Source organism: Stenotrophomonas tumulicola, assembly GCF_014117215.1.
Classification (GTDB): domain Bacteria; phylum Pseudomonadota; class Gammaproteobacteria; order Xanthomonadales; family Xanthomonadaceae; genus Stenotrophomonas; species Stenotrophomonas tumulicola.
Map to the genome: position 1 here is coordinate 15770 of NZ_JACGXS010000014.1, position 18448 is coordinate 34217.

The 18448-nt window shown below is 68.5% G+C and carries 14 protein-coding genes; 9 read left to right on the forward strand and 5 right to left on the reverse strand.

Going from position 1 to position 18448, the window contains the following annotated elements:
• Position 1: 1 nt before the first annotated feature.
• The 3 genes from H4O11_RS17700 to H4O11_RS17710 all read left to right on the forward strand — a co-directional run bounded on the left by H4O11_RS17700 (position 2) and on the right by H4O11_RS17710 (position 3992).
• Positions 2-1465: an efflux transporter outer membrane subunit gene (locus H4O11_RS17700; protein ID WP_246333600.1), complete on the forward strand. Its 1464-nt coding sequence runs from the start codon at positions 2-4 to the stop codon at positions 1463-1465.
• 6 nt (positions 1466-1471) lie between these two features.
• Positions 1472-3493, forward strand: a complete 2022-nt coding sequence (locus tag H4O11_RS17705) for an FUSC family protein (protein WP_182341699.1) — start codon at positions 1472-1474, stop codon at positions 3491-3493.
• A 100-nt stretch (positions 3494-3593) separates the two neighbouring features.
• Positions 3594-3992 carry a hypothetical protein gene (locus H4O11_RS17710; protein WP_182341702.1) on the forward strand — a complete coding sequence of 133 codons (399 nt, stop codon included), beginning with the start codon at positions 3594-3596 and terminating at the stop codon, positions 3990-3992.
• Positions 3993-4096: 104 nt separating this feature from the next.
• On the opposite strand, the gene recD is transcribed toward H4O11_RS17710, so the two are convergent.
• From recD to recC, 3 genes are read right to left on the reverse strand one after another with little or no spacing between them, the layout of a single operon-like run.
• On the reverse strand, positions 4097-5959 hold the full coding sequence (gene recD, locus H4O11_RS17715) for an exodeoxyribonuclease V subunit alpha (RefSeq protein WP_182341705.1): 1863 nt from the start codon (positions 5957-5959) through the stop codon (positions 4097-4099).
• A complete protein-coding gene (locus H4O11_RS17720) occupies positions 5956-9603 on the reverse strand; it encodes a UvrD-helicase domain-containing protein (RefSeq protein WP_182341708.1) in 3648 nt (1215 codons plus the stop codon). Before H4O11_RS17720 ends, recD begins: the two co-directional genes overlap by 4 nt.
• Positions 9600-12941, reverse strand: a complete 3342-nt coding sequence (gene recC, locus H4O11_RS17725; RefSeq protein ID WP_182341711.1) for an exodeoxyribonuclease V subunit gamma — start codon at positions 12939-12941, stop codon at positions 9600-9602. Before recC ends, H4O11_RS17720 begins: the two co-directional genes overlap by 4 nt.
• A gap of 242 nt (positions 12942-13183) precedes the next feature.
• Between recC and H4O11_RS17730 the strand changes: the two genes are divergently transcribed.
• The 6 genes from H4O11_RS17730 to H4O11_RS17755 all read left to right on the forward strand — a co-directional run bounded on the left by H4O11_RS17730 (position 13184) and on the right by H4O11_RS17755 (position 17288).
• The gene (locus H4O11_RS17730; RefSeq protein ID WP_182341727.1) at positions 13184-13972 is read left to right on the forward strand and encodes an ABC transporter ATP-binding protein; all 789 of its coding nucleotides are present in this window, start codon (positions 13184-13186) and stop codon (positions 13970-13972) included.
• The gene (locus H4O11_RS17735; protein ID WP_182341730.1) at positions 13972-14721 is read left to right on the forward strand and encodes an MlaE family lipid ABC transporter permease subunit; all 750 of its coding nucleotides are present in this window, start codon (positions 13972-13974) and stop codon (positions 14719-14721) included. The genes H4O11_RS17730 and H4O11_RS17735 overlap by 1 nt, the downstream gene beginning before the upstream one ends.
• A gap of 100 nt (positions 14722-14821) precedes the next feature.
• The gene (gene mlaD, locus H4O11_RS17740) at positions 14822-15352 is read left to right on the forward strand and encodes an outer membrane lipid asymmetry maintenance protein MlaD (RefSeq protein ID WP_182341733.1); all 531 of its coding nucleotides are present in this window, start codon (positions 14822-14824) and stop codon (positions 15350-15352) included.
• On the forward strand, positions 15349-16011 hold the full coding sequence (locus H4O11_RS17745) for an MlaC/ttg2D family ABC transporter substrate-binding protein (RefSeq protein WP_182341736.1): 663 nt from the start codon (positions 15349-15351) through the stop codon (positions 16009-16011). The genes mlaD and H4O11_RS17745 overlap by 4 nt, the downstream gene beginning before the upstream one ends.
• Positions 16001-16318 carry an STAS domain-containing protein gene (locus tag H4O11_RS17750; RefSeq protein WP_182341739.1) on the forward strand — a complete coding sequence of 106 codons (318 nt, stop codon included), beginning with the start codon at positions 16001-16003 and terminating at the stop codon, positions 16316-16318. Before H4O11_RS17745 ends, H4O11_RS17750 begins: the two co-directional genes overlap by 11 nt.
• 1 nt (position 16319) lies before the next feature.
• A complete protein-coding gene (locus H4O11_RS17755) occupies positions 16320-17288 on the forward strand; it encodes an MlaA family lipoprotein (protein WP_182341742.1) in 969 nt (322 codons plus the stop codon).
• A gap of 174 nt (positions 17289-17462) precedes the next feature.
• On the opposite strand, the gene H4O11_RS17760 is transcribed toward H4O11_RS17755, so the two are convergent.
• A complete protein-coding gene (locus H4O11_RS17760) occupies positions 17463-18005 on the reverse strand; it encodes a glutathione peroxidase (RefSeq protein WP_182341744.1) in 543 nt (180 codons plus the stop codon).
• A gap of 68 nt (positions 18006-18073) precedes the next feature.
• Complete coding sequence (locus H4O11_RS17765) at positions 18074-18445, reverse strand: hypothetical protein (RefSeq protein ID WP_182341747.1); 372 nt, start codon at positions 18443-18445, stop codon at positions 18074-18076.
• Between the last annotated feature and the right edge of the window lie 3 nt (positions 18446-18448).

An 18448-nucleotide genomic window follows, 5' to 3' on the forward strand; every position in this document is an offset into this window, starting at 1 on the left:
CCTGCGCCCTGCCACCCGGCTGCCCCGGCTCGGCCTGGTGATCGCCCTGGCCAGCCTGGCCGCGTGCCGCACGGTCGGCCCGGACTATGCACTGCCCGACAGCTCGGCCTTCAAGCGACCCGAAGCCAACGCCGCGTTCCTCGACACCGGCAGCAGCGCGCTGGCTGCGGACACTGGACTGCCCGCGCGCTGGTGGTCGCTGTACCGGGATCCGACGTTGGATGGACTGGTGGAGCAGGCGCTGCGCGACAACGTGGAACTGAAGGCCGCAGACGCACACCTGCGACGCGCCGCCGCGATGTATGAACAGGCCATGGACGCCGGTGGCTTCGAGTACGAGGCCGACGCCGGCGTCAGCCGCGCCCAGCTGTCGGCGGAATCGTTCCTGCTGGAACACGAGCTGCCGCCGATCAACCTGGCCGACGGCAAGTTCGCGGTGAGTTACCAGTTCGATCTGTTCGGCAAGCTCAGGCGTGGCGCCGAAGCGGCGCGCGCGGACGAGCAGTCCGTCGCTGCCGCGCGCGACCTGGCGCGCATCACCGTGGTGGCCGAGGTCGCCGACAACTATCTGGAAATATGCCACGCCAACCATGAGCTGCACGTGGCCACGCATTCACTGCAACTGCAGCAGCGGGGGCGTGAAGTGACCCAGCGTTTGATCGCCGCCGGCCGTGGCACCGCACCGGAACTGGCACGCGCCAACGCGCAGGTGGCAATCCTGGAAGCGGCATTGCCGCCTTTGCAGGCCAAGCGACAGGCGGCTGCGTACTCACTGGCAGCGCTGCTGGGACAGACGCCGGGCCAGCTGCCAGCCGGCGTGGTCGACTGCGCGCACGCGCCAGTGCTGGCCCAGCCGCTGCCGATCGGCGATGGGCGTGCACTGCTGGCCCGGCGCCCGGATATCCGCCAGTCCGAGCGCAAGCTCGCCGCCGCCACCGCGCGGATCGGCGTGGCCACCGCCGAACTGTATCCGGATATCCACTTCGGCGCGTCGATCGGCGCGGCCGGCCTGCTGGCCGACTTCGGTGAACCGCTGACCCGGCAGTGGTCGTTCGGCCCGCTGATTTCCTGGACGCTGCCTTCGTCAGGCACGCGGGCGCGCATCAGTGCCACCGAGGCCGGCGCCGATGCGGCGCTGGCCGAGTTCGACCACACCGTGCTGCAGGCGCTGCGCGAAACCCAGACGGCACTGGACCGTTATGCGCAGGACCTGCGCCGGCTGCAGTCGTTGCAGGTGGCGCAGCAGCAGGCCGCGCTGGCTGCCGAGCAGAACCGCCGCCTGTACCAGGGCGGGCGCACGCCCTACCTGTCCAGCCTGGACGCCGACCGCAGCCTGGCCAGTGCCGATGCCACCCTGGCCGAGGCACAGGCACAGGTGTCCCGCGACCAGATCCATCTGTTCCTGGCGCTGGGTGGTGGCTGGGATGCCGAAGCCCCCCGCGCTGCCCCCACGGCAGCGAGGTAGGTTCCGATGCGCGTGCTGCTGGACCGCCAAGGCTGGATGTTTTCGATCAAGACCTACCTGGCCTCGATCACCGCGCTGTACATCGGACTGGCGGGCAACCTGTCGCGGCCATACTGGGCCATGGCCACGGTATACATCGTCAGCCAACCGCTGCTCGGGCCAACGCGGGCCAAGGGCGTGTATCGCATAGTGGGCACGCTGCTGGCGGGCGCGGCGACGCTGGTGATGCTGCCGCACCTGGTCGGAACCCCGCTGCTGCTCAGCGCCGCGATGTCGCTGTGGCTCTCCGGCTGCCTGTTCCTCGCGCTGCTCAACCGGGGCCCACGCGGTTATGCGTTCCTGCTCGCCGGTTACACCACGGCCTTCATCGGCTTCCCTGCGGTGACCTCGCCGGAGGTGATCTTCGACACCGTGGTGGCGCGCAGCGAAGAGATCATCCTCGGAACGGTGGTGGCAGTGCTGTTCGCCGCGCTGGTGTTCCCGGCGTCGGTGCGACCGATGCTGACCGGCCGCATCGGCAACTGGATGGGCGATGCCGCACAGTGGTGCCGGCAGATCCTGGACGGTGGCCGCGCGGTGGCGCCGCGAAACCGGCTTGCGGCCGATCTGGTGCAGTTCGACGCGCTGATCGAATTCCTGCGTCGCGACGACCCGCGCCACGCCGGCTCGGCCGTGTCGATGGAGCGCCTGCGCGAACGCATGCTGCTGTTGCTGCCGGTACTGTCCTCGATCGCCGATCGACTGGGTGCACTGCGCAGCCACGACGATGGCCTGCCGGCAGGCCTGCAGCCGCTGGTGGACGACATCCGCCACTGGCTGGAAGCACCCGACGCCCTGCCCGACGCCAATGCGTACAGCCAGCTCCGCTCCCGCATCAGCGCGCTCAAGCCCCGGATGGACGAGGACCTGCAGCGCCTGCAGCTGGCCACCCTGTTGCTGCGCCTGGAAGAGCTGGTGGACCTGTGGCAGGACTGCCGCACCCTGCACCACGCCATTGAACAGGGCACCGCTCCCCTGGACACGGCGCACTACCGCATCACCGCGCGTGCCGTCGCCGAAGCCCGCCATGTGGACTACGGCATGGCGCTGTTCTCCGCGCTGAGCGCGGGAATCGCGTTGATGAGCTATTGCGTGCTGTGGATCGGCCTGGGCTGGGAAGGGGGTGGCAACGGCGCGATGATGGCGGCCGTGGCCGCGGCGTTCTTCGCCGCGCAGGACGATCCCGCGCCCAGCATGATGTCCTTCCTGTTCTGGGCGGTGGTGGCCAGCTTCGTCGCCGGCATCTACCTGTTCGGCATCTTCCCGGCGGTGCATGACTTCGGCCTGCTGGTGCTGCTGCTGGCGGTGGTGTTCCTGCCATTGGGTGTACTGCTGCACAACCCGAAGACGATGTTGTTCGCGCTGCCATTGACGGTGAACCTGGTCGCGCTGCTGAGCGTGCAGAACACCTACAGCGCCAACATCCAGAACTTCGTCAATTCAGCCGTGGCGATGTTCATCGGAATCGGATTCGCGGTGGTGATGACCCGGTTGTTCCGCTCGGTGGGTGCCGAATGGACCGCGCGACGGCTGGTACGGCAGGGCTGGAACACGCTGGCCGAAGCCGCAGAAGGCCGCGGCCAGCAGGACCGCGAGCGCTTCGCCGCGCGCATGCTGGACCTGCTCGGGCTGCTGGCGCCACGGTTGGCGGCAACGCCGGAAGGCAGCGATATCGCTTCGGTCGACATGCTGACCGAAGCGCGCGTGGGCCTGAACATCCTGCAGTTGCGGCGCGCCCGGCTGGGACTGCCGGAGCGCAGCCGCGAGGCGGTGGAGCGCATCCTGGCCGACGTATCGGCGCATTACCGCCGGCAGGTGGCCGCACGCCACCCGTTGCCCGGTGAAGACGCACTGCGTGAGCGCCTGGATGCTTCACTGGCACGGGTAGGCGGGGTGGCGGCCTGCAAGGCACGCGATGAAGCCCTGATGGGGCTGGTCGGCCTGCGCTTCGCCCTGTTCCCGGACGCGGACATCGAACCCGGGTGGTAGCGTTGATCGGCCCGTTGCCCGGCCAGTCATCCCGCCGAAAGCACCGACGCGCTACCCTGCGCGTCCGCGCTTGCTGCGCACCTTCAACAGGACCGCTCCAATGAGCTACGACATGATGGTTTTCGATCCCGGCGTGGCACCGCGCGATGCTGCCGCTTTCATTGCCTGGTATGAAAAACAGACGGATTGGAACGAGGATCACGACCACGATGACCCGAAGGTCAGCACGCCCGCCCTGCAGGCCTGGTTCGCCGACATCGCCGAGCACTTCCCGCCGATGGACGGCCCGCTGTCCGACGACGAGGACGACCGCGCGGAAGTGACCGACTACAGCATTGCCCAGCACGTCATCTACGGCTCGTTCGACGATGCGGTGGCCGAACGTGCCCATGAAATGTTCCAGGTGCTGGCGCACCAGCATGGCCTGGGCTTCTTCGATGCCAGCAGCGACGAAGCGGCCATCGTGTACCCGGACGGCACGGTGCTGGTGCTGGAGTAAGGCGCCCGGTAGAGCGGGTCCATGACCCGCTGCTTCTGGAGTGCCATCGGCATGCGGGTGACGGGCATGGCCCGTCACTACCTGCTGTCGATGGAGCGGGGCAATCAGCCGCTGGAAGGGGTGAAAGGCAGTTCCCCCTGCACCGGCTGTGCGCCCAGCCGCCAGGCCAGCCCGGACAATCGGCTGGCGTGGCGCTGCAATGCCAGCCCCAGGACCTCGGCACTGCCGGCCACGTGCAGCCGCTGCCGTGCGCGGGTCAGCCCGGTGTAGACCAGTTCCCGCGACAACACGCGCGTGTCGTGCCGCGGGAGCTGCAACCAGACTTCGTCGAACTCCGAACCCTGCGCCCTGTGCACGGTCATCGCGAACGCACTCTCATGGGCGGGCAGCGCGGCGGGATGGAACGCCCGCGGCTGCGTCGGCACATCGCCCGGGAACCAGGCTGCGGTTGCTCCGCTTCCATCACGCAGGCAGATGCCGATGTCTCCGTTGAACAGCCGGTGGCGGTAGCTGTTTTCGGTGACCAGCAGCAGCCGGCCATGGAAGTAACCGGGATTGGCACCGGCCAGCAGGGCTTCGATGCGGCTGTTGAGGCCGCGCGCACCCTGCGCTCCTTCGCGCAATGCAGTCAATATCCGCAGCCGCCCGGCCTGCGCCAGTGCCTGGGCAGGATCGGCAGCGTCACCCAGGGCGCGCCATCGTGCCAGCAGGTGCTCCCGCTGTTCCTGCAGCGGATCCAGCAACCCTTCGTGGAAACTGACACCGGCCAGCTCGCCCTGCCGCAGCAGGGCCATGGCGGCAGCGCCGTCCCCATTGCGGACCGCCGTTGCCAGTGGTGCCAGGTCCAGCGCCTGGCCTTGCCGGTAGCCGCGCTGCAGCTGCACGCGACGGCCGGCGAAAGCGGTGGGCGGCGCATCCGGGCGCAGCGTCGCCGGGGCAAGCAACGACTGCAGCGCGCGCGCATCGTCGCTGCGCGTGCCTTCACCATCGCCGCTGGCGCGCAGGATCGCGCTGAGCACGTCGCCGGCCTCCACGGAGGGCAGCTGGTCCGGGTCACCGAGCAGGATCAGGCGCGTTCCACTGGCCGTCGCCTCCACCAGCTTGGCCATCATCGGCAGGTCGATCATTGATGCCTCGTCGACCACCACGACATCGAACGGCAACGGGTTGTCGGCATGGTGGCGGAAGCGCGGCGAGTCCGGGATCACGCCCAGCAACCGGTGCAGGGTCGTGCCACTGCCAGGCAACGCCTCGCACAATGCAGGATCGACCCCGTCGGCCTGCAGGCGCTGCGTGGCCAGGCGCAGGCTTTCGGCCATGCGTTCGGCGGCGCGGCCGGTGGGTGCGGCCAAGGCAACACGTGGCGCCGGCCGGCCCGCCTGCATGGCCTGGGCCACCAGCAACAGCAGCAGGCGCGCGATGGTCGTGGTCTTGCCGGTACCCGGGCCACCGGTCACCAGCGAGAGGGGATGGCGCAACGTCACCGCCGCCGCACGCGCCTGGTGGTCAACGCCGCCTGCGGCGTCGGGGAACAACTGCGCGAACAGCGACGCAAGCGACTCCAGCGCCATCGACGGCAAGGCGAACCGGCCGATCCGCTGCAGGCCTTCCGCCAGCTGGCGCTCATATTCGCGGTAACGGCGCAGGTACAGCAGCCCGTTTTCCAGCACCAGGGGGGCATCGGCGCTGGCAACGCCAGGCTGCTCCGGCAGCGCGACCCACTCTGATTCACGCAGTTGCTCCAGCCACTGCGTTGGGCTGGGCCAATCAAACCCGCCCTCCACCAGCCGCTGCGGCTGCGCCGGATCAAACCCGGCGTGGCCCTGCGACACCGCCAGTGATGCAAGCGCCGCCGCCACCAGCACCGACGGCGCGGTCTCCGGCCGCAGCCGTCCCAGGCTGATCGCCAGTGCATGGTCCAGCGTGCGCAGTTGGCCGGTGTTCCTCAGCTCGGACAACAGGGTCATGGCTGGCCTCCCAGCACGCGGGCGACCAGCGCGGCCTGTGCCGTTTCACCGCCGGCAAAGAGGGTATCCAGCGCATCCACCAGTTCCCCATCGAAGCGCGCGGCATACAGGCCCTCGCCTTCGATCCCCAGCCCGCGACAGAACAGGTAGCGGATGCCGCCCATGTCACGCGCGTAGTCGTACCGGCTGCCCAGGCGGAAGCGCAGCCACCGGTGCAGGGCCACCGTGTAGATCAACGCCTGCAGGTCGTATTCGCTGTGGTGCATCGCCGTGCGCAACAGGTCCGGCGCGTAGCCGGGCAGGCGGTTGGATTTGTAGTCCAGCACATACCAGCGTCCATCGCGCACGTAGGTCAGGTCGATCTTGCCGGTCATCAGGCCTTCCAGCTGGCGGCGCAGGCCGAAGCCGCGCCGCGCCGGCACGATGTCGAAGCGGTGCAGCAACCGCAGCAACGCCGGCACCGCGGTCGGCTGCATGGCGAAGTGGAATTCGATTTCCGCGCGACGCTCGCCCGGCGGCAGGCTGTGCAGCGCGCCGCCTTCCGGCAACGCGACCGTCAGCGTGTGGCCGACCAGCGGCACCAACACCGCCACGCCATCGTCCAGGTCCGCATCGGCGTAACCCTCGTCGCGCAGCGCCTTGCGCAGCACCTGCGCCTGGCCTGGCGGTGCCTGCTGGCCTTCCTGCCAGCCACCCCAGGCGGCGAAATCGGTGTTCTCCAAGGCATCGTGCAGCACGTTGCCGAAGCGGCTGCCCATGAAACGCGGATCCACCGGCATGCTGTCCGGCTCGGCACCGGCTGGCAGTGCCGGTTCCAGCGGCAGCTCCGCGCCCGCCGGTTCGTCGGCCGCCGGGGCCGGCACTTCCGTCGCCGCCGCATCGATGTCGTTGCCGGCATCGGCATTGGCCAACTGGGTAAAACTGTAGACCCACCAGTCATGCGGCACGCGCCGTTCGATCGCCCGGACCGGCGGCAGCGCCCCCTCGATCTCGATCGCCAGCTGCGGCGGCCGCGGCGCCGGCGCCGCGTCATCGATGGCGATGTCCGCGTGCGCGGCCAGCGCCTGCAGGTCGCCCAGCATCGGCGCCAGCCGTGTCCTGGCCAGCCCGGCCATGTCGCCTGCCGCGATCCAGAGGGCGTGCTCGGCGCGGGTCAGCCCGACGTACAGCAGTCGCGCATCCTCGGCGCGCTGCTCCTGGTCGCGCAGCGCAGTGGCAGCGTCCCAGGCGGCATCCTTGTCCAGTTTCCAGTGCAGCTCACGGCGTGCGTTGGCGTGCACCGTGCAGTGGCTGGCGGTGTTCGGCGCGCCACCGTCGACACCGACGAACGGCAGGTAGACCAGCGGGTATTCCAGCCCCTTGCTCTTGTGCAGGGTGATGATCTGCACGCGGCGTGCGTCCGACTCCAGCCGCAGCAGCTGCTGTTCGTCGTCCTGGTCGGCGTGGACCATCTGTCCCTGCAGCCAGTCCAGCAGGCCGTGCATGCCCAGCGCCTGCGCGGAAGCCTCCTGCAGCAGCTCCCCCAGCTGCAGGTAATTGGTCAACCGCCGTTCGCCGTCGACCAGCGCCAGCAGCCGCTCGGCCTCGCCGGCACAGGCATCGGCGATGACGGCGAATGGCCCGCCACGGTTCCAGCGTTCGCGCCACTGCAGCAGTTGCGCCTGGTAGCCACGCTGCACGTCGCCGTCGCGCTCCATGCCGGCGATCGCTGCCGCGTCCTGGCCCAGCAGCACGGTGGCCAGCGCGGCGCGCAGGCGCCCTTCATCGGCCGGTTGCAGCAGGGCCAGCAGCAACGCACGCAGGTCCTGCGCTTCGGAGGTGGCAAACAGGCTCTGCTTGCCGGCGGCCACCGCCGGGATGCCCACGGCGGCCAATCCCCGCTGTACCAGCGTGGCTTCACGATGCGAACGCACCAGCACCGCGATATCACCGGGCTGCACAGCGCGGCCACGCAGCTGCGCGCGCCCCGCACGGGCATCCAGCAGCACCTGGTGGATATCGGCCACGCACGCCGCGCAGGCCAGCTCCCGCGACGGGTCGGCATTGAAGGGGCGTCCGGCCTCGTTGCGCAGCACGCGCACGGTCAGGCCCGGCGCCGGCGTGCCATCGCGCAGGAAATCGTCATCGCGGCGCACGTTGCCAGCGGCCACCGGCTCGAACTGGATGTCGTCGTCGAGGAAAGCCGTGGGACCTGCATTCCCGTACAGGGCCTGCAGGGCACGCAGCACGGCGGGACGCGAGCGGAAATTGCGGTCCAGCGCCGGCGCCACGTCGGCTTCGCGCTTGGCCTCCAAGTAGGTGTGGATGTCACCGCCACGGAAGCCGTAGATCGCCTGCTTGGGATCGCCGATCAGGAAAAGCGCCGGCTCCAGCCCGGCCTCGCGCGTTTCCTGGCTGTCGCCGAACACGCGGTGGAAGATGCCCCATTGGCGGTCATCGGTATCCTGGAATTCGTCCACCAGGGCGATGCGGTACTGCGCACGCAGCTGCCGTACCAGCGCCCCCCCGTGCGGGCCGGACACGGCATCGGCCACCCCGTCGATCAGGTCGTCGTAGGTCTGCACCCGGCGCGCGCGTTTGAGCGCATCCAACCGCTGCCGCGCCTGCCCGCGCAGCGCGTGCAGGAAGTTGATGGCCTGCGTGCGCAGCCAGTCGGCACGCGCCTGCCGCGCCTGCAGGTAATCCTGCAACAGCGCCTGCAACGGCGAAGCCGGCGTGCGCCCGGCATGCGCCTTGTTGGTCCTGGCAACCAGCACGTCGGGAAGCAGCGCAGGCAGCCGTTCGCTGTCCAGCACCGTGGCCGGGGCATCGTGCAGTGCCCAGTCACGCAGTTGCGTGCACAGCGGCTGCAGCCAGCCCAGCTTGTAGGACGCGCCATTGAGCCACTTCTCATCCACCGCGACACACAGCGCCTCGAAGAATGCATCGCCGTGGTCGCGGATGCCCTGCGCCAGTGCTTCGGTTGCTGCCTGCAGCTGCGCCGTGGGATCCGGCCCGACGGCCGCAACGGGCGGCAGCAACGGCAATGGTTTCAACAGCGTGGAAAGATCCCCCGCGAGGTTTTCCGGCGATTTCCACAGCCGGGCCAGCGCATCGATCGCCGTTGCATCGCTGGCATGAACGCGCCACAGGTCGGCGGCCAGTTCTTCCAGCAGGGCGCGGTCACTGGCCAGCAGCTCCGGCGCATCGAAGGTATGGCCGCTCTCCAGCGCATGTTCGCGCAGCACACGGCTGCAGAAACCGTGGATGGTGAAAATCGAGGCGAGGTCGATCTCATCGGCCGCCACCTGCAGGCGACGCTGCAGCGCGCTGGCGCTCTCGATGCCGGTCCCGAGGTGCCGCTGCAGCACCCAGCGGGTCAGGATGACGTCGGGCGTGTCGTCATCGCAGGGGGCGCGATCCACCAGCTGCGCGGCCAGGGCCAGGCGCTCGCGGATGCGCTTGCGCAGCTCCTGGGTGGCGGCGTCGGTGAAGGTCACTGCCAGGACCTGGCCGATGCGCAGGCCCTGTTCCACCACCAGGCGGGTGAACAACGTGGCCAGGGTGAAGGTCTTGCCGGTGCCGGCGCTGGCTTCGATCAGGCGCACGCCATGCAGCGGCAGCGTCAGGTAGGGATCGGCCATCTGGATCCGGTGGTCGTTCATGCCCTGCCCTCGACCGGATCGTGCGGTAGCCCCCGCCCCTCGCGCACCGCGCCGAACACCACGCGGCTGGTATGCAGCAGATCGGCGAAGCTGGCCTCGTCGGTAAAGGGATCATGGCCACGCAGCGCAAGCTGGATGGCTTCGCCATGCGCCTCGCCCCAGCTGCGGTCAGAACCATGCCAGCGCTTGGCACCTTCGCTGAACTGCTTTTCCGCACTGGCGGTGTAGAGCGTCCAACCCGTGTACGGACCGAAGCGCAGCGGTTCACGCAGGCCCCGCGCGCGCAGTTGCAGCAGCGCGCGCAGCGCGTCGATGGCCTGCGCGGCGGGCAATGCCGGCAGCACGTGCGGCCCCACGCCCCGTTCGCCTTCGTCGTGGAACTGCACCAGCGGCAAGGGGTCGCCGGCGGCGTTGGCCAGCAGCCAGTCCAGGCCGTGGCGGATCGCTGCGTTGCCGTTGAGGCTGCCGCTGCGCAGGCGCACCAGCCCCGTCGGATGCCGGTCGCCCACGCGTCCGTGCAGGCGCACGCCGTCGATGACCACCTCATAGCGCCGGCTCTGCAGCGGCACATCATCCAGCCACTCGCGTAGCGCCATGGCGTACGGCCGGGCGTGCGCCTGCAGCGCTTCGAAGCCGCGTTCGCCCAGCGCGCCGGATGGCAGCAGCGCGCGTGCACGCAGCCGCGGGTACAGCGGCGCGTCATCATCGGCCAGCGTGGCCTGCACCACCGCCAGCTGCACGCTGCGTGCTTCCGGACTGCGTTCGGATAGCACCAGTGGCTCCACGTCATCGGTTTCCTCCATCTCACCCGGCAGGCGCAGGCCGAGTGAAAGCGCGAGGAACTGTCCGGCAGGATCGACCAGGAAGCGCCGCAGCTCATCCAGTGACAGGCTGTCGGCGGCCTCCACGGTCGGCGGCACGGGCAGCGCACCGTGGATCCACGCGGGAAGCTGGCCACGGGCACCGCCGCTGCTGGCGGCGGCCGGGTGCCATTGCCGCCGGTAACTGAAGCGCCGTGGATCGCCGCCGCCGAAGGCGGCTGGCGAGAAGGGCTGCAGCGCATGCCGGACGACGAACTGCCTGGCCGCTGCATGCGGATCGGCGTGGTACTGCAGGGCGGCATCGATGAGTTCGCTGACCAGCACCGACGGCTCGCGCGTACTGCCATCGCGCGGGTCCGCGCCGAGGTAACTCAGGTAGAACGCATCCTGCGCGGCGGCAAACAGCTGCAGGAACAGGAAACGATCGTCTTCGCGCAGCGAGCGGTCGCCATGGCGGCGGCGCGGTGAGTCCAGTTCAGCGGTGAGCTGGTTGAGGCCGGCGGCAGGATCGCGGCGCGGGAAGTCGCCATCGTTCAGGCCCAGCACGCAGATCACGCGGAACGGCAGCAAGCGCATCGGCACCATGCGGCCGAAGCTGATGCCGCCGGTGAGCAGGGGCGCACGTGTATCGGCCTCGGCCAGCGCGGTGGCGAAGTGCGAACGGACCACGTCCGCCGGCACGCCGCCGTCGAAGCCTGCTTTTTCGGCATCCTCGGCGAACTGGTTGACCAGGCGGCGCAGACGTTCCAGCGCACGCTGGCTGTTGGGCGAGGTCGGCGGCGTCGGCAACAGGGCATCCAGCAGGCCCAGCAGGCGCTGCCGCCACTGCGCCGGTGCAAGCGTTTCGCCCAGCCGTTGCTGGTATACCGCCAGCACCCGCAACAGGCGCAGCAACCGGTCCAGCGCATCCAGCGCACTGCCTTCCAGCTCTGGCCACGGGGCCACCCCGGCGATGTCGGCATCGCTGCCGCTGGCATGGCCCAGCAGCAGCCGGTCCAGCGCGAACTGCCAGGTAAAGGCGTCGTCGGCCGGTGCCAGGTGCTGTCGCCGGTGATCGGCGTTCAGCCCCCAGCGCACGCCTGCTGCCTGCAACCAGTCGTGCAGGCGATCAAAGGCGGCTGCGTCCAGTCCGGCCGCTTCGGCCAGCGGTGCGCTGGCCAGCAGGTCCAGCACTTCGTTCAGGCCGAAGCGTGATATCGGCAGGCCCAGCAGATGGACGAACACGTCGGCCAACGGTTCGCCCGCCAGCGGGCTGGTGTCGGCCAGGGCGTACGGAATATGGTCATCGCCGCCACTGCGGCCGCCGAACACCGCTTCCAGGTAGGGCACGTAGGGATCGATGTCCGGCGCCAGCACCGCGATATCGCGGGCCTGCAGCGGCGGATCGAAGCGCGGGTCCTGCAGCAGGCTGCGCAGTTGGTCGTGCAGTACCTGCAGTTCGCGCAGGCGGGTATGGCAGGCGTGCACCTGCAGGCTGGGGTCATCCAGCCGCAACGTGGGGAGCAGCGTGCCCGATGGCGTGCCACGGCGATGGAAAAGATCGCGCTGCAGGCGATGCAGCAGGCTGTCCGACAACCCCCCGTCATCCAGGGTCGGCCCCGCGCCCTCTTCGGGATCGACATAGGCGGCGATTTCGCCGGCCGGATGCACCACTTCATAGCTGCCGAGCACGGCCATGAAATCGCGCCCGGCGGCACCCCAGGCTTCCAGCAGGCGGTTTTCCCCGGCAGCTTCACCGAACGGATCCGGCGCGCCACTGCGCAGGCGCTCGGCCAGGGTCTGCAGGTCGCCCCAGTACGACTGCACCGGCGTGGGCAGGTAGAAATGCAGCTCTCCCACGCGCGCCTGGGTGGCCATGACCCGCAGCACGTCCGGGGAGATGTTCAGGGTGGCGAACGCCGACAGCCGCGACGGCAAGCCGTGCGGGAGCGGCTTGCCAGCCCCTTCGAACCGGTCCAGGTAGGCCTGGATGCGGCGTGCGCGATAGCTCCGGCCCTGCACGAGGGCCCGCCATAGGATGGCCTGGGGATCCTGCGGATCGGCACCCGCCTCCCAGCGCAGCAGCCAGTCGCGGCGCCAGGCCTGGTACTTCTCGAACACGCTGGCCAGTTCGCCGGCCAATGCCCATGGCTTGATCGGATCGCTGCCGGAAAGATAGGACTGCAGCGCGCGCATTGGCGCCTGCGCCATCAACTGCGCATCGCCCAGGGCGGCATACAAGCGCCAACGCAGCGCGGCTGCATCCAGATCGTCGTCCTCGCCGGGCACGTTCGCATTCAGTGCCCGGGCCACGAATTCGCCCGGGGTCAGGAACTCGAGGTTCGCCGCCACCCCGTATTCGGCAGCCAGCGTGGACTGCAACCAGCGCCGCATGGCCACCTGCGGTATCAGCACGGTCTCCGGGGCCAACAACGGTTGCCCGGCCATCGGTACGCGCACATGCCGTGCCAGCAGCGTGGCCAGCAGGTCCAGTGAATTGGAATGGTAGAGGCGGAAGTCGCCGGCCGGGTCATTCATCCCGCACAGTGTGCCGCAGCAATGCGGGAAATGAATGCCCGACGTCCGGCACAGCGTCCGGCGGTGACGCAACCGCCATGGACGCGGCCTTGCGCGCCGTCATCCCGCGGCCGCAGTGCATTGTCCCGCCGGGCCCGCGGGCAGGCGGGGCCGGCCCATGCGACAATAGTGGACGGGTCAGTACGCTTATGTTCAGCGGCAGGTCCCGATTCTTCAATGTCGGAAAATCGTTAATGGTGCCCATGCAGGCTTCAGCGACCCCTTTGGTGCAGTTGTCCAACGTCCGCATTGATCGCGGCGGGCGGACCATCCTGCGCGACGTATCGCTGCAGGTTCCCCAAGGCAGCATCACCGCCGTGCTGGGTCCTTCGGGAAGCGGCAAATCGACCCTGCTGGCGGCACTGACCGGCGAGCTGCGCCCTGTACAGGGCCAGGTGACGCTGTTCGGCAAGCCGATCCCCACCGGCAACCGCGACCTGCTGGAAATGCGCAAGGGCGTGGGCGTGCTGTTGCAGGGCAATGGCCTGCTTACCGACCTGACGGTGGCGGAGAACGTCGCCCTGCCGCTGCGCACGCATACCAGGCTGCCCGCTGCCGTCCGCAAACGCCTGGTGCAGATGAAGCTGCACGCGGTGGGCCTGCTGGCCGCCGGCGATGCCTGGCCACGCGAGCTTTCCGGCGGCATGGCCCGGCGCGTGGCGCTGGCGCGCGCGCTGGCGCTGGATCCGCCCCTGATGATCTACGATGAGCCGCTGACCGGGCTGGACCCGATCGCCTCCGGGGTGATCATGAGCCTGATCCAGCGCCTCAACCACAGCCTGGGCCTGACCAGCATCATCGTCAGCCATCATGTGCACGAGACCCTGCCGATCTGCGACCAGGTCATCGCCATCGCCAATGGCGGGGTGGTGTTCCAGGGCAGCCCCGCCGCGCTGGAATCCAGCCAGGACCCGCTGCTGCGCCAGTTCCTGCATGGACAGCCGGATGGTCCGATTCCGTTCGACGCCGAACCGCGTGCGAGGGTTGCCTGATGCCGTTCATTGAAGCGACCCGCTCACTGGGCCGTGCCGGGCTGTTCTCGCTGACAGTGCTGCGCGGCTCGCTGCCCACCGCTGATTTCCTGGCCGAACTGACCCGCGAAATCTACAAGATCGGTGCGCGTTCCTTGCCGATCATCGCCGTCGGCGGTGCCTTCGTCGGCCTGGTGCTGACCCTGCAGGGCTATCGCACGCTGACCACCTTCGGTGCCGCCGATGCGTTGTCCACCCTGCTCGGCCTGTCGCTGTACCGCGAGCTGGCGCCTGTGCTGACCGCGCTGCTGTTCATCGGTCGCGCTGGCAGCTCCATTGCCGCCGAGCTGGGCCTGATGCGCGCCACCGACCAGATCAAGGCACTGGAACTGATGGCCATCGACCCGGTCGCCAAGGCCGTTGCCCCCCGCTTCTGGGCCGCCGTGCTGACCGTGCCGCTGCTGACCGGCGTGTTCTGCTCGCTGGCCATCAGCGCCAGTTATTTCGAGGCGGTGCACGTGCTGGGCCTGGACAACGGGGTGTTCTGGTCCGCGCTGCGCAACAGCGTGGATTTCTGGGACGACTTCGGCGTGGCGATGCTGAAGTCGGCGATCTTCGGCGGTACCGCCGCGCTGGTCGCGTCCTACGTGGGTTTCCATGCCGAGCCGACCATCGAAGGTACGTCGGTTGCCACCACCCGCGCGGTGGTCAATGCCTCGCTGCTGGTGTTGATGTTCAATTTCGTACTGTCGGCAATGATGTTCCAGTAACTGCGTGATTTACTGCTTCCTGCGCTTTGCAGCGCGGAAGCGACCTGAAAACCCCGCTTCGGAACCATCCGGGGCACCTGTCAAAAATGGTGAGATGAACATGGCCATCCGCGGTCCCAGACTGGAATTCTCCGTCGGCGCTTTCCTGCTGCTGGCGCTGGCCTCGCTGCTGGTGCTGGCCGTCGCCTCGACCAACCAACGCTGGGGCCTGGGCGGCGACGGCTACGAGTTGAAGGCACGCTTTTCCCAGATCGGCCAGCTGCGCAAGCAGGCTCCGGTGAAGATCGGCGGTGTCACCGTCGGCCAGGTGGCCGCCATCGACCTGGACCCGGTCAAGTTCGATTCCATCGTGACCCTGCGCATGGAAGGCAAGTTCAAGGACCTGCCGGCCGACACCTCCGCGGGCATCCTGACCAGCGGCCTGCTCGGCGAAAGCTACATCAGCCTGCAACCGGGCGGCGATCCGGACGTGCTGAAGGCCGGTGATGAAATCGTGTTCACCCAGCCTGCCGTTGACCTGATCCAACTGGTCGGCAAGTACATGTTCGGTGGTGGCGCCGGTGGCGACGCAGCCGAATCCAATGAACCCCACGACGGCGCCGCGGCGCCTGCAACGGAACCGCAACCATGAAGATGAAATTCCTTCCGCTCCTGCTGGCCTCCAGCCTGCTTGCCGCCACCCCGCTGCTGGCTTCGGCACAGTCCGCACCTGCCGCCGCCAGCGCCCAGCAGGGCCAGGCCGGCAAGACGGTGATCGATGCCAGCACCCGCATCATGAGCACGCTGCAGCAGCGCAAGGCCGAGTTCAGCCAGAACCCGACCGTGCTGCGTGATTTCATCAACAGCGAGCTCAACCGCACCTTCGATCGCGACTATGCCGCGCGCCTGGTGCTGGGCCAGCATTCCCGCGGTGCCTCCGATGCCGACATCAAGCTGTTCGCCGATGCCATGGCCGACAACCTGATGCAGCGCTACGGTTCGGCGCTGCTGAACATCCAGGGCAAGCCCACCTTCCGCCTGAAGGGTGAAAGCCCGCTGCCGGGCAACCGCGGCGTGCGCGTGGCCACCGAACTGGTGCGCGCAGGCGACCAGCCGACCCCCGTGGAATACCTGATGCGCAACAACGGGGGGCAGTGGAAGATCTTCGACGTGAACATCGAAGGTATCTCCTACGTGCAGACCTTCCGCAACCAGTTCGATGCCCCCTTGCGCCAGAAGGGCATCAAGCAGGTGGCTACCGAGCTGCGCAGCGGCTCCCTGCAGGCCGGAACACCGGGCAATGGCAAGTAACACCAGCGCCCAGGCCCGGCTGGACCAGGGCACGCTGCGCCTGTCCGGCACGCTGGACCGCGGCGCGGTGATCGCACTGTGGCCGCAGCTGCAGGCAATGGCCAACAGCGTACAGGTACTGGACCTGGCCGACGTGCCGCAGGTGGACAGTGCCGGCGTGGCCTTGCTGGCCGAACTTGCCGCGCGCGTGCGGTTGCAGGGGCGCACGCTGGCCATTACCGGCTCGCCTGCCGGCCTGACCGAACTGGAGGCGGCCTACCGGCTGTCTGCAGACCTTGATTTCAATGCACCTTCTGCCGCGAGCTGACATGAACGTCGTACGCATATTCCCCCTCTTCCTGCTGGCCGCCGTGCTCAGCGCCTGTGCCGCCAAGCCGGCACGCGATGCCGGTCCGGTAGCGTCCACCACGGTACCCGCATCGGATGCGGCCGCCCCCGACGTCCCGGCGGCATCGGAGGTCTCCGGCACCGCGCCGGCCACGGCCGATCCAGCCGTCGATTCCACCGATTCCGATGCTGATGGCGTGCCGGACGCCACCGAGGACGATTTCGCCGCGCTTTATGGCACCGATGGTGTCAGTGGTGGTTCGTCCGCCTCCTACGATCCGTGGGAAAAGATGAATCGTCGCGTGCACCGTTTCAACGTGGTGGTGGACAACGCCGTGGCCCGTCCGCTGGCGACTGCCTACACCAACGTGGTGCCGCGCTTCGCCCGTACCGGGGTCAGCAATTTCTTCAGCAACCTCCGTTCGCCGGTGACCGTGGTCAACCAGCTGCTGCAGGGCCGTCCGGATGATGCCTGGGACACGCTGGGTCGCTTCCTGATGAACAGCACGCTGGGCATTGGTGGCCTGTTTGATCCGGCCAGCAAGGCGATGGTCGCCAACCGCAAGGAAGACTTCGGCCAGACGCTGGGTGCGTGGGGCTGGCGCCGTTCGCGTTACGTGGAGCTGCCGTTCTTCGGCCCACGCACGGTGCGCGATGTGTTCGGGCTGGCCGGCGATATTCCGCTGTCGCCGATACGCCAGGTCGAGGAAGACAAGGTGCGCATCGGACTGCAGGGCCTGCAGCTGGTGGACGCGCGTTCGCAGCTGCTGGCAGCCGATGACATCCGTTCCAGTGCAGTGGATGAGTACGCGCTGGTGCGCGATGCCTGGCTGCAGCGCCGCACTTACCAGATCGAGAACGATCTGCGTGGCAAGCATGCGCGCGGCAATGACGACCTGGATTCGCCGATCCCGGTGGACGCCATGCCGATGCCGGACTGGGGCAACTGATCCCGCGGCCTCGATGAAAAAACCCGCTTCGGCGGGTTTTTTTTGCTTTCCGGTAGCGCCGGGCCACGCTCGGCGGACACGGCCGGGCACGTCTGCAAACAGCCGCCGAGCATGGCTCGGCGCTACCGATCTCCCTGGATCCCCGCATTGTGTCGGATGCAGGGAGCCCCTGGGTCAGGCGGCCAGCGCCGCGTCGATGGCTTCGCGCAGGCGCGGATCATCGGCGGTGACATCCGGGGCAAAGCGTGCGACGACCTGGCCGTCGCGGCCGACCAGGAACTTTTCGAAGTTCCACAGGATGCCTGGTGCCGGCTGCGCAAGGTCCTTGGCGGCCAGGCGCTCGCGCATCGGGCCTTCGCCGATGGCCTGCGGCTGCGCGGCGATCAGCTGCTGGTACAGCGGATGCACGTCATCGCCGGCCACGCTGATCTTGGCGAACATCGGGAAGCTGACATCGTAGGTAAGCTGGCAGAACTGCTGGATATCCGCCTCGCTGCCCGGTTCCTGGCCAAGGAAGTTGTTGGCCGGGAAACCCAGCACTTCCAGCCCATGGGCATTCTTCTCCAGATACAGCTTCTGCAGGCCTTCGTACTGCGGGGTCAGCCCGCACTTGGAGGCGACATTGACCAGCAGCAGCACCTTGCCGCGATGGTCGGCCAGCGACGAGGGCTGGTTGTCGATGGTGGTGAGGGCAATGTCCTGGATCGGTTGGGTCACGATGGGCTCCAATGGGGAAAGTGGATGTACACAGGATACTGGCGCGGCGCCGCAGCAGCAGCGCGCGGTCAATCGACGCAGATGGTGCCCTGCGCAAGGCCGCCATCGATGCGCTGGCGGCAGCCGAAGTTCTCGCTGGCATCGCGCTGGCAGACACCAGAGGCCGGCGAACCGGCGGCGACTTCACCCGTGGCCAGGCATTGGCCGCTGCAATCGGCCTTGGCCGTGCAGGCCTTGCCTGCATCTGCGTAGGGCACCACGCACTGCACGCGTTGCAGGCGGCCCAGCGGACGCAGCTCGCCCCCCTGTGCAGTGCAGGCCGCCGCATCCGTCGTAGCCGATGGCGTGGCCGCCGCCGCCGTGGCATCCGGCCGGGTGCCGCCAGCACAACCGGCGAGGGAGAATGCCAGCAGCAGGCTGGCCAGCAGGGGAACACGCATTGT

Bases quoted from the DNA above. Each gene is read 5' to 3' on its own strand.
- H4O11_RS17705 (WP_182341699.1), top strand. From the start codon at position 1,472: ATGCGCGTGCTGCTGGACCGCCAAGGCTGGATGTTTTCGATCAAGACC.
- H4O11_RS17710 (WP_182341702.1), top strand. From the start codon at position 3,594: ATGAGCTACGACATGATGGTTTTCGATCCCGGCGTGGCACCGCGCGAT.
- recD (WP_182341705.1), bottom strand. From the start codon at position 5,959: ATGACCCTGTTGTCCGAGCTGAGGAACACCGGCCAACTGCGCACGCTG.
- H4O11_RS17720 (WP_182341708.1), bottom strand. From the start codon at position 9,603: ATGAACGACCACCGGATCCAGATGGCCGATCCCTACCTGACGCTGCCG.
- recC (WP_182341711.1), bottom strand. From the start codon at position 12,941: ATGAATGACCCGGCCGGCGACTTCCGCCTCTACCATTCCAATTCACTG.
- H4O11_RS17730 (WP_182341727.1), top strand. From the start codon at position 13,184: ATGCAGGCTTCAGCGACCCCTTTGGTGCAGTTGTCCAACGTCCGCATT.
- H4O11_RS17735 (WP_182341730.1), top strand. From the start codon at position 13,972: ATGCCGTTCATTGAAGCGACCCGCTCACTGGGCCGTGCCGGGCTGTTC.
- mlaD (WP_182341733.1), top strand. From the start codon at position 14,822: ATGGCCATCCGCGGTCCCAGACTGGAATTCTCCGTCGGCGCTTTCCTG.
- H4O11_RS17745 (WP_182341736.1), top strand. From the start codon at position 15,349: ATGAAGATGAAATTCCTTCCGCTCCTGCTGGCCTCCAGCCTGCTTGCC.
- H4O11_RS17750 (WP_182341739.1), top strand. From the start codon at position 16,001: ATGGCAAGTAACACCAGCGCCCAGGCCCGGCTGGACCAGGGCACGCTG.
- H4O11_RS17755 (WP_182341742.1), top strand. From the start codon at position 16,320: ATGAACGTCGTACGCATATTCCCCCTCTTCCTGCTGGCCGCCGTGCTC.
- H4O11_RS17765 (WP_182341747.1), bottom strand. From the start codon at position 18,445: ATGCGTGTTCCCCTGCTGGCCAGCCTGCTGCTGGCATTCTCCCTCGCC.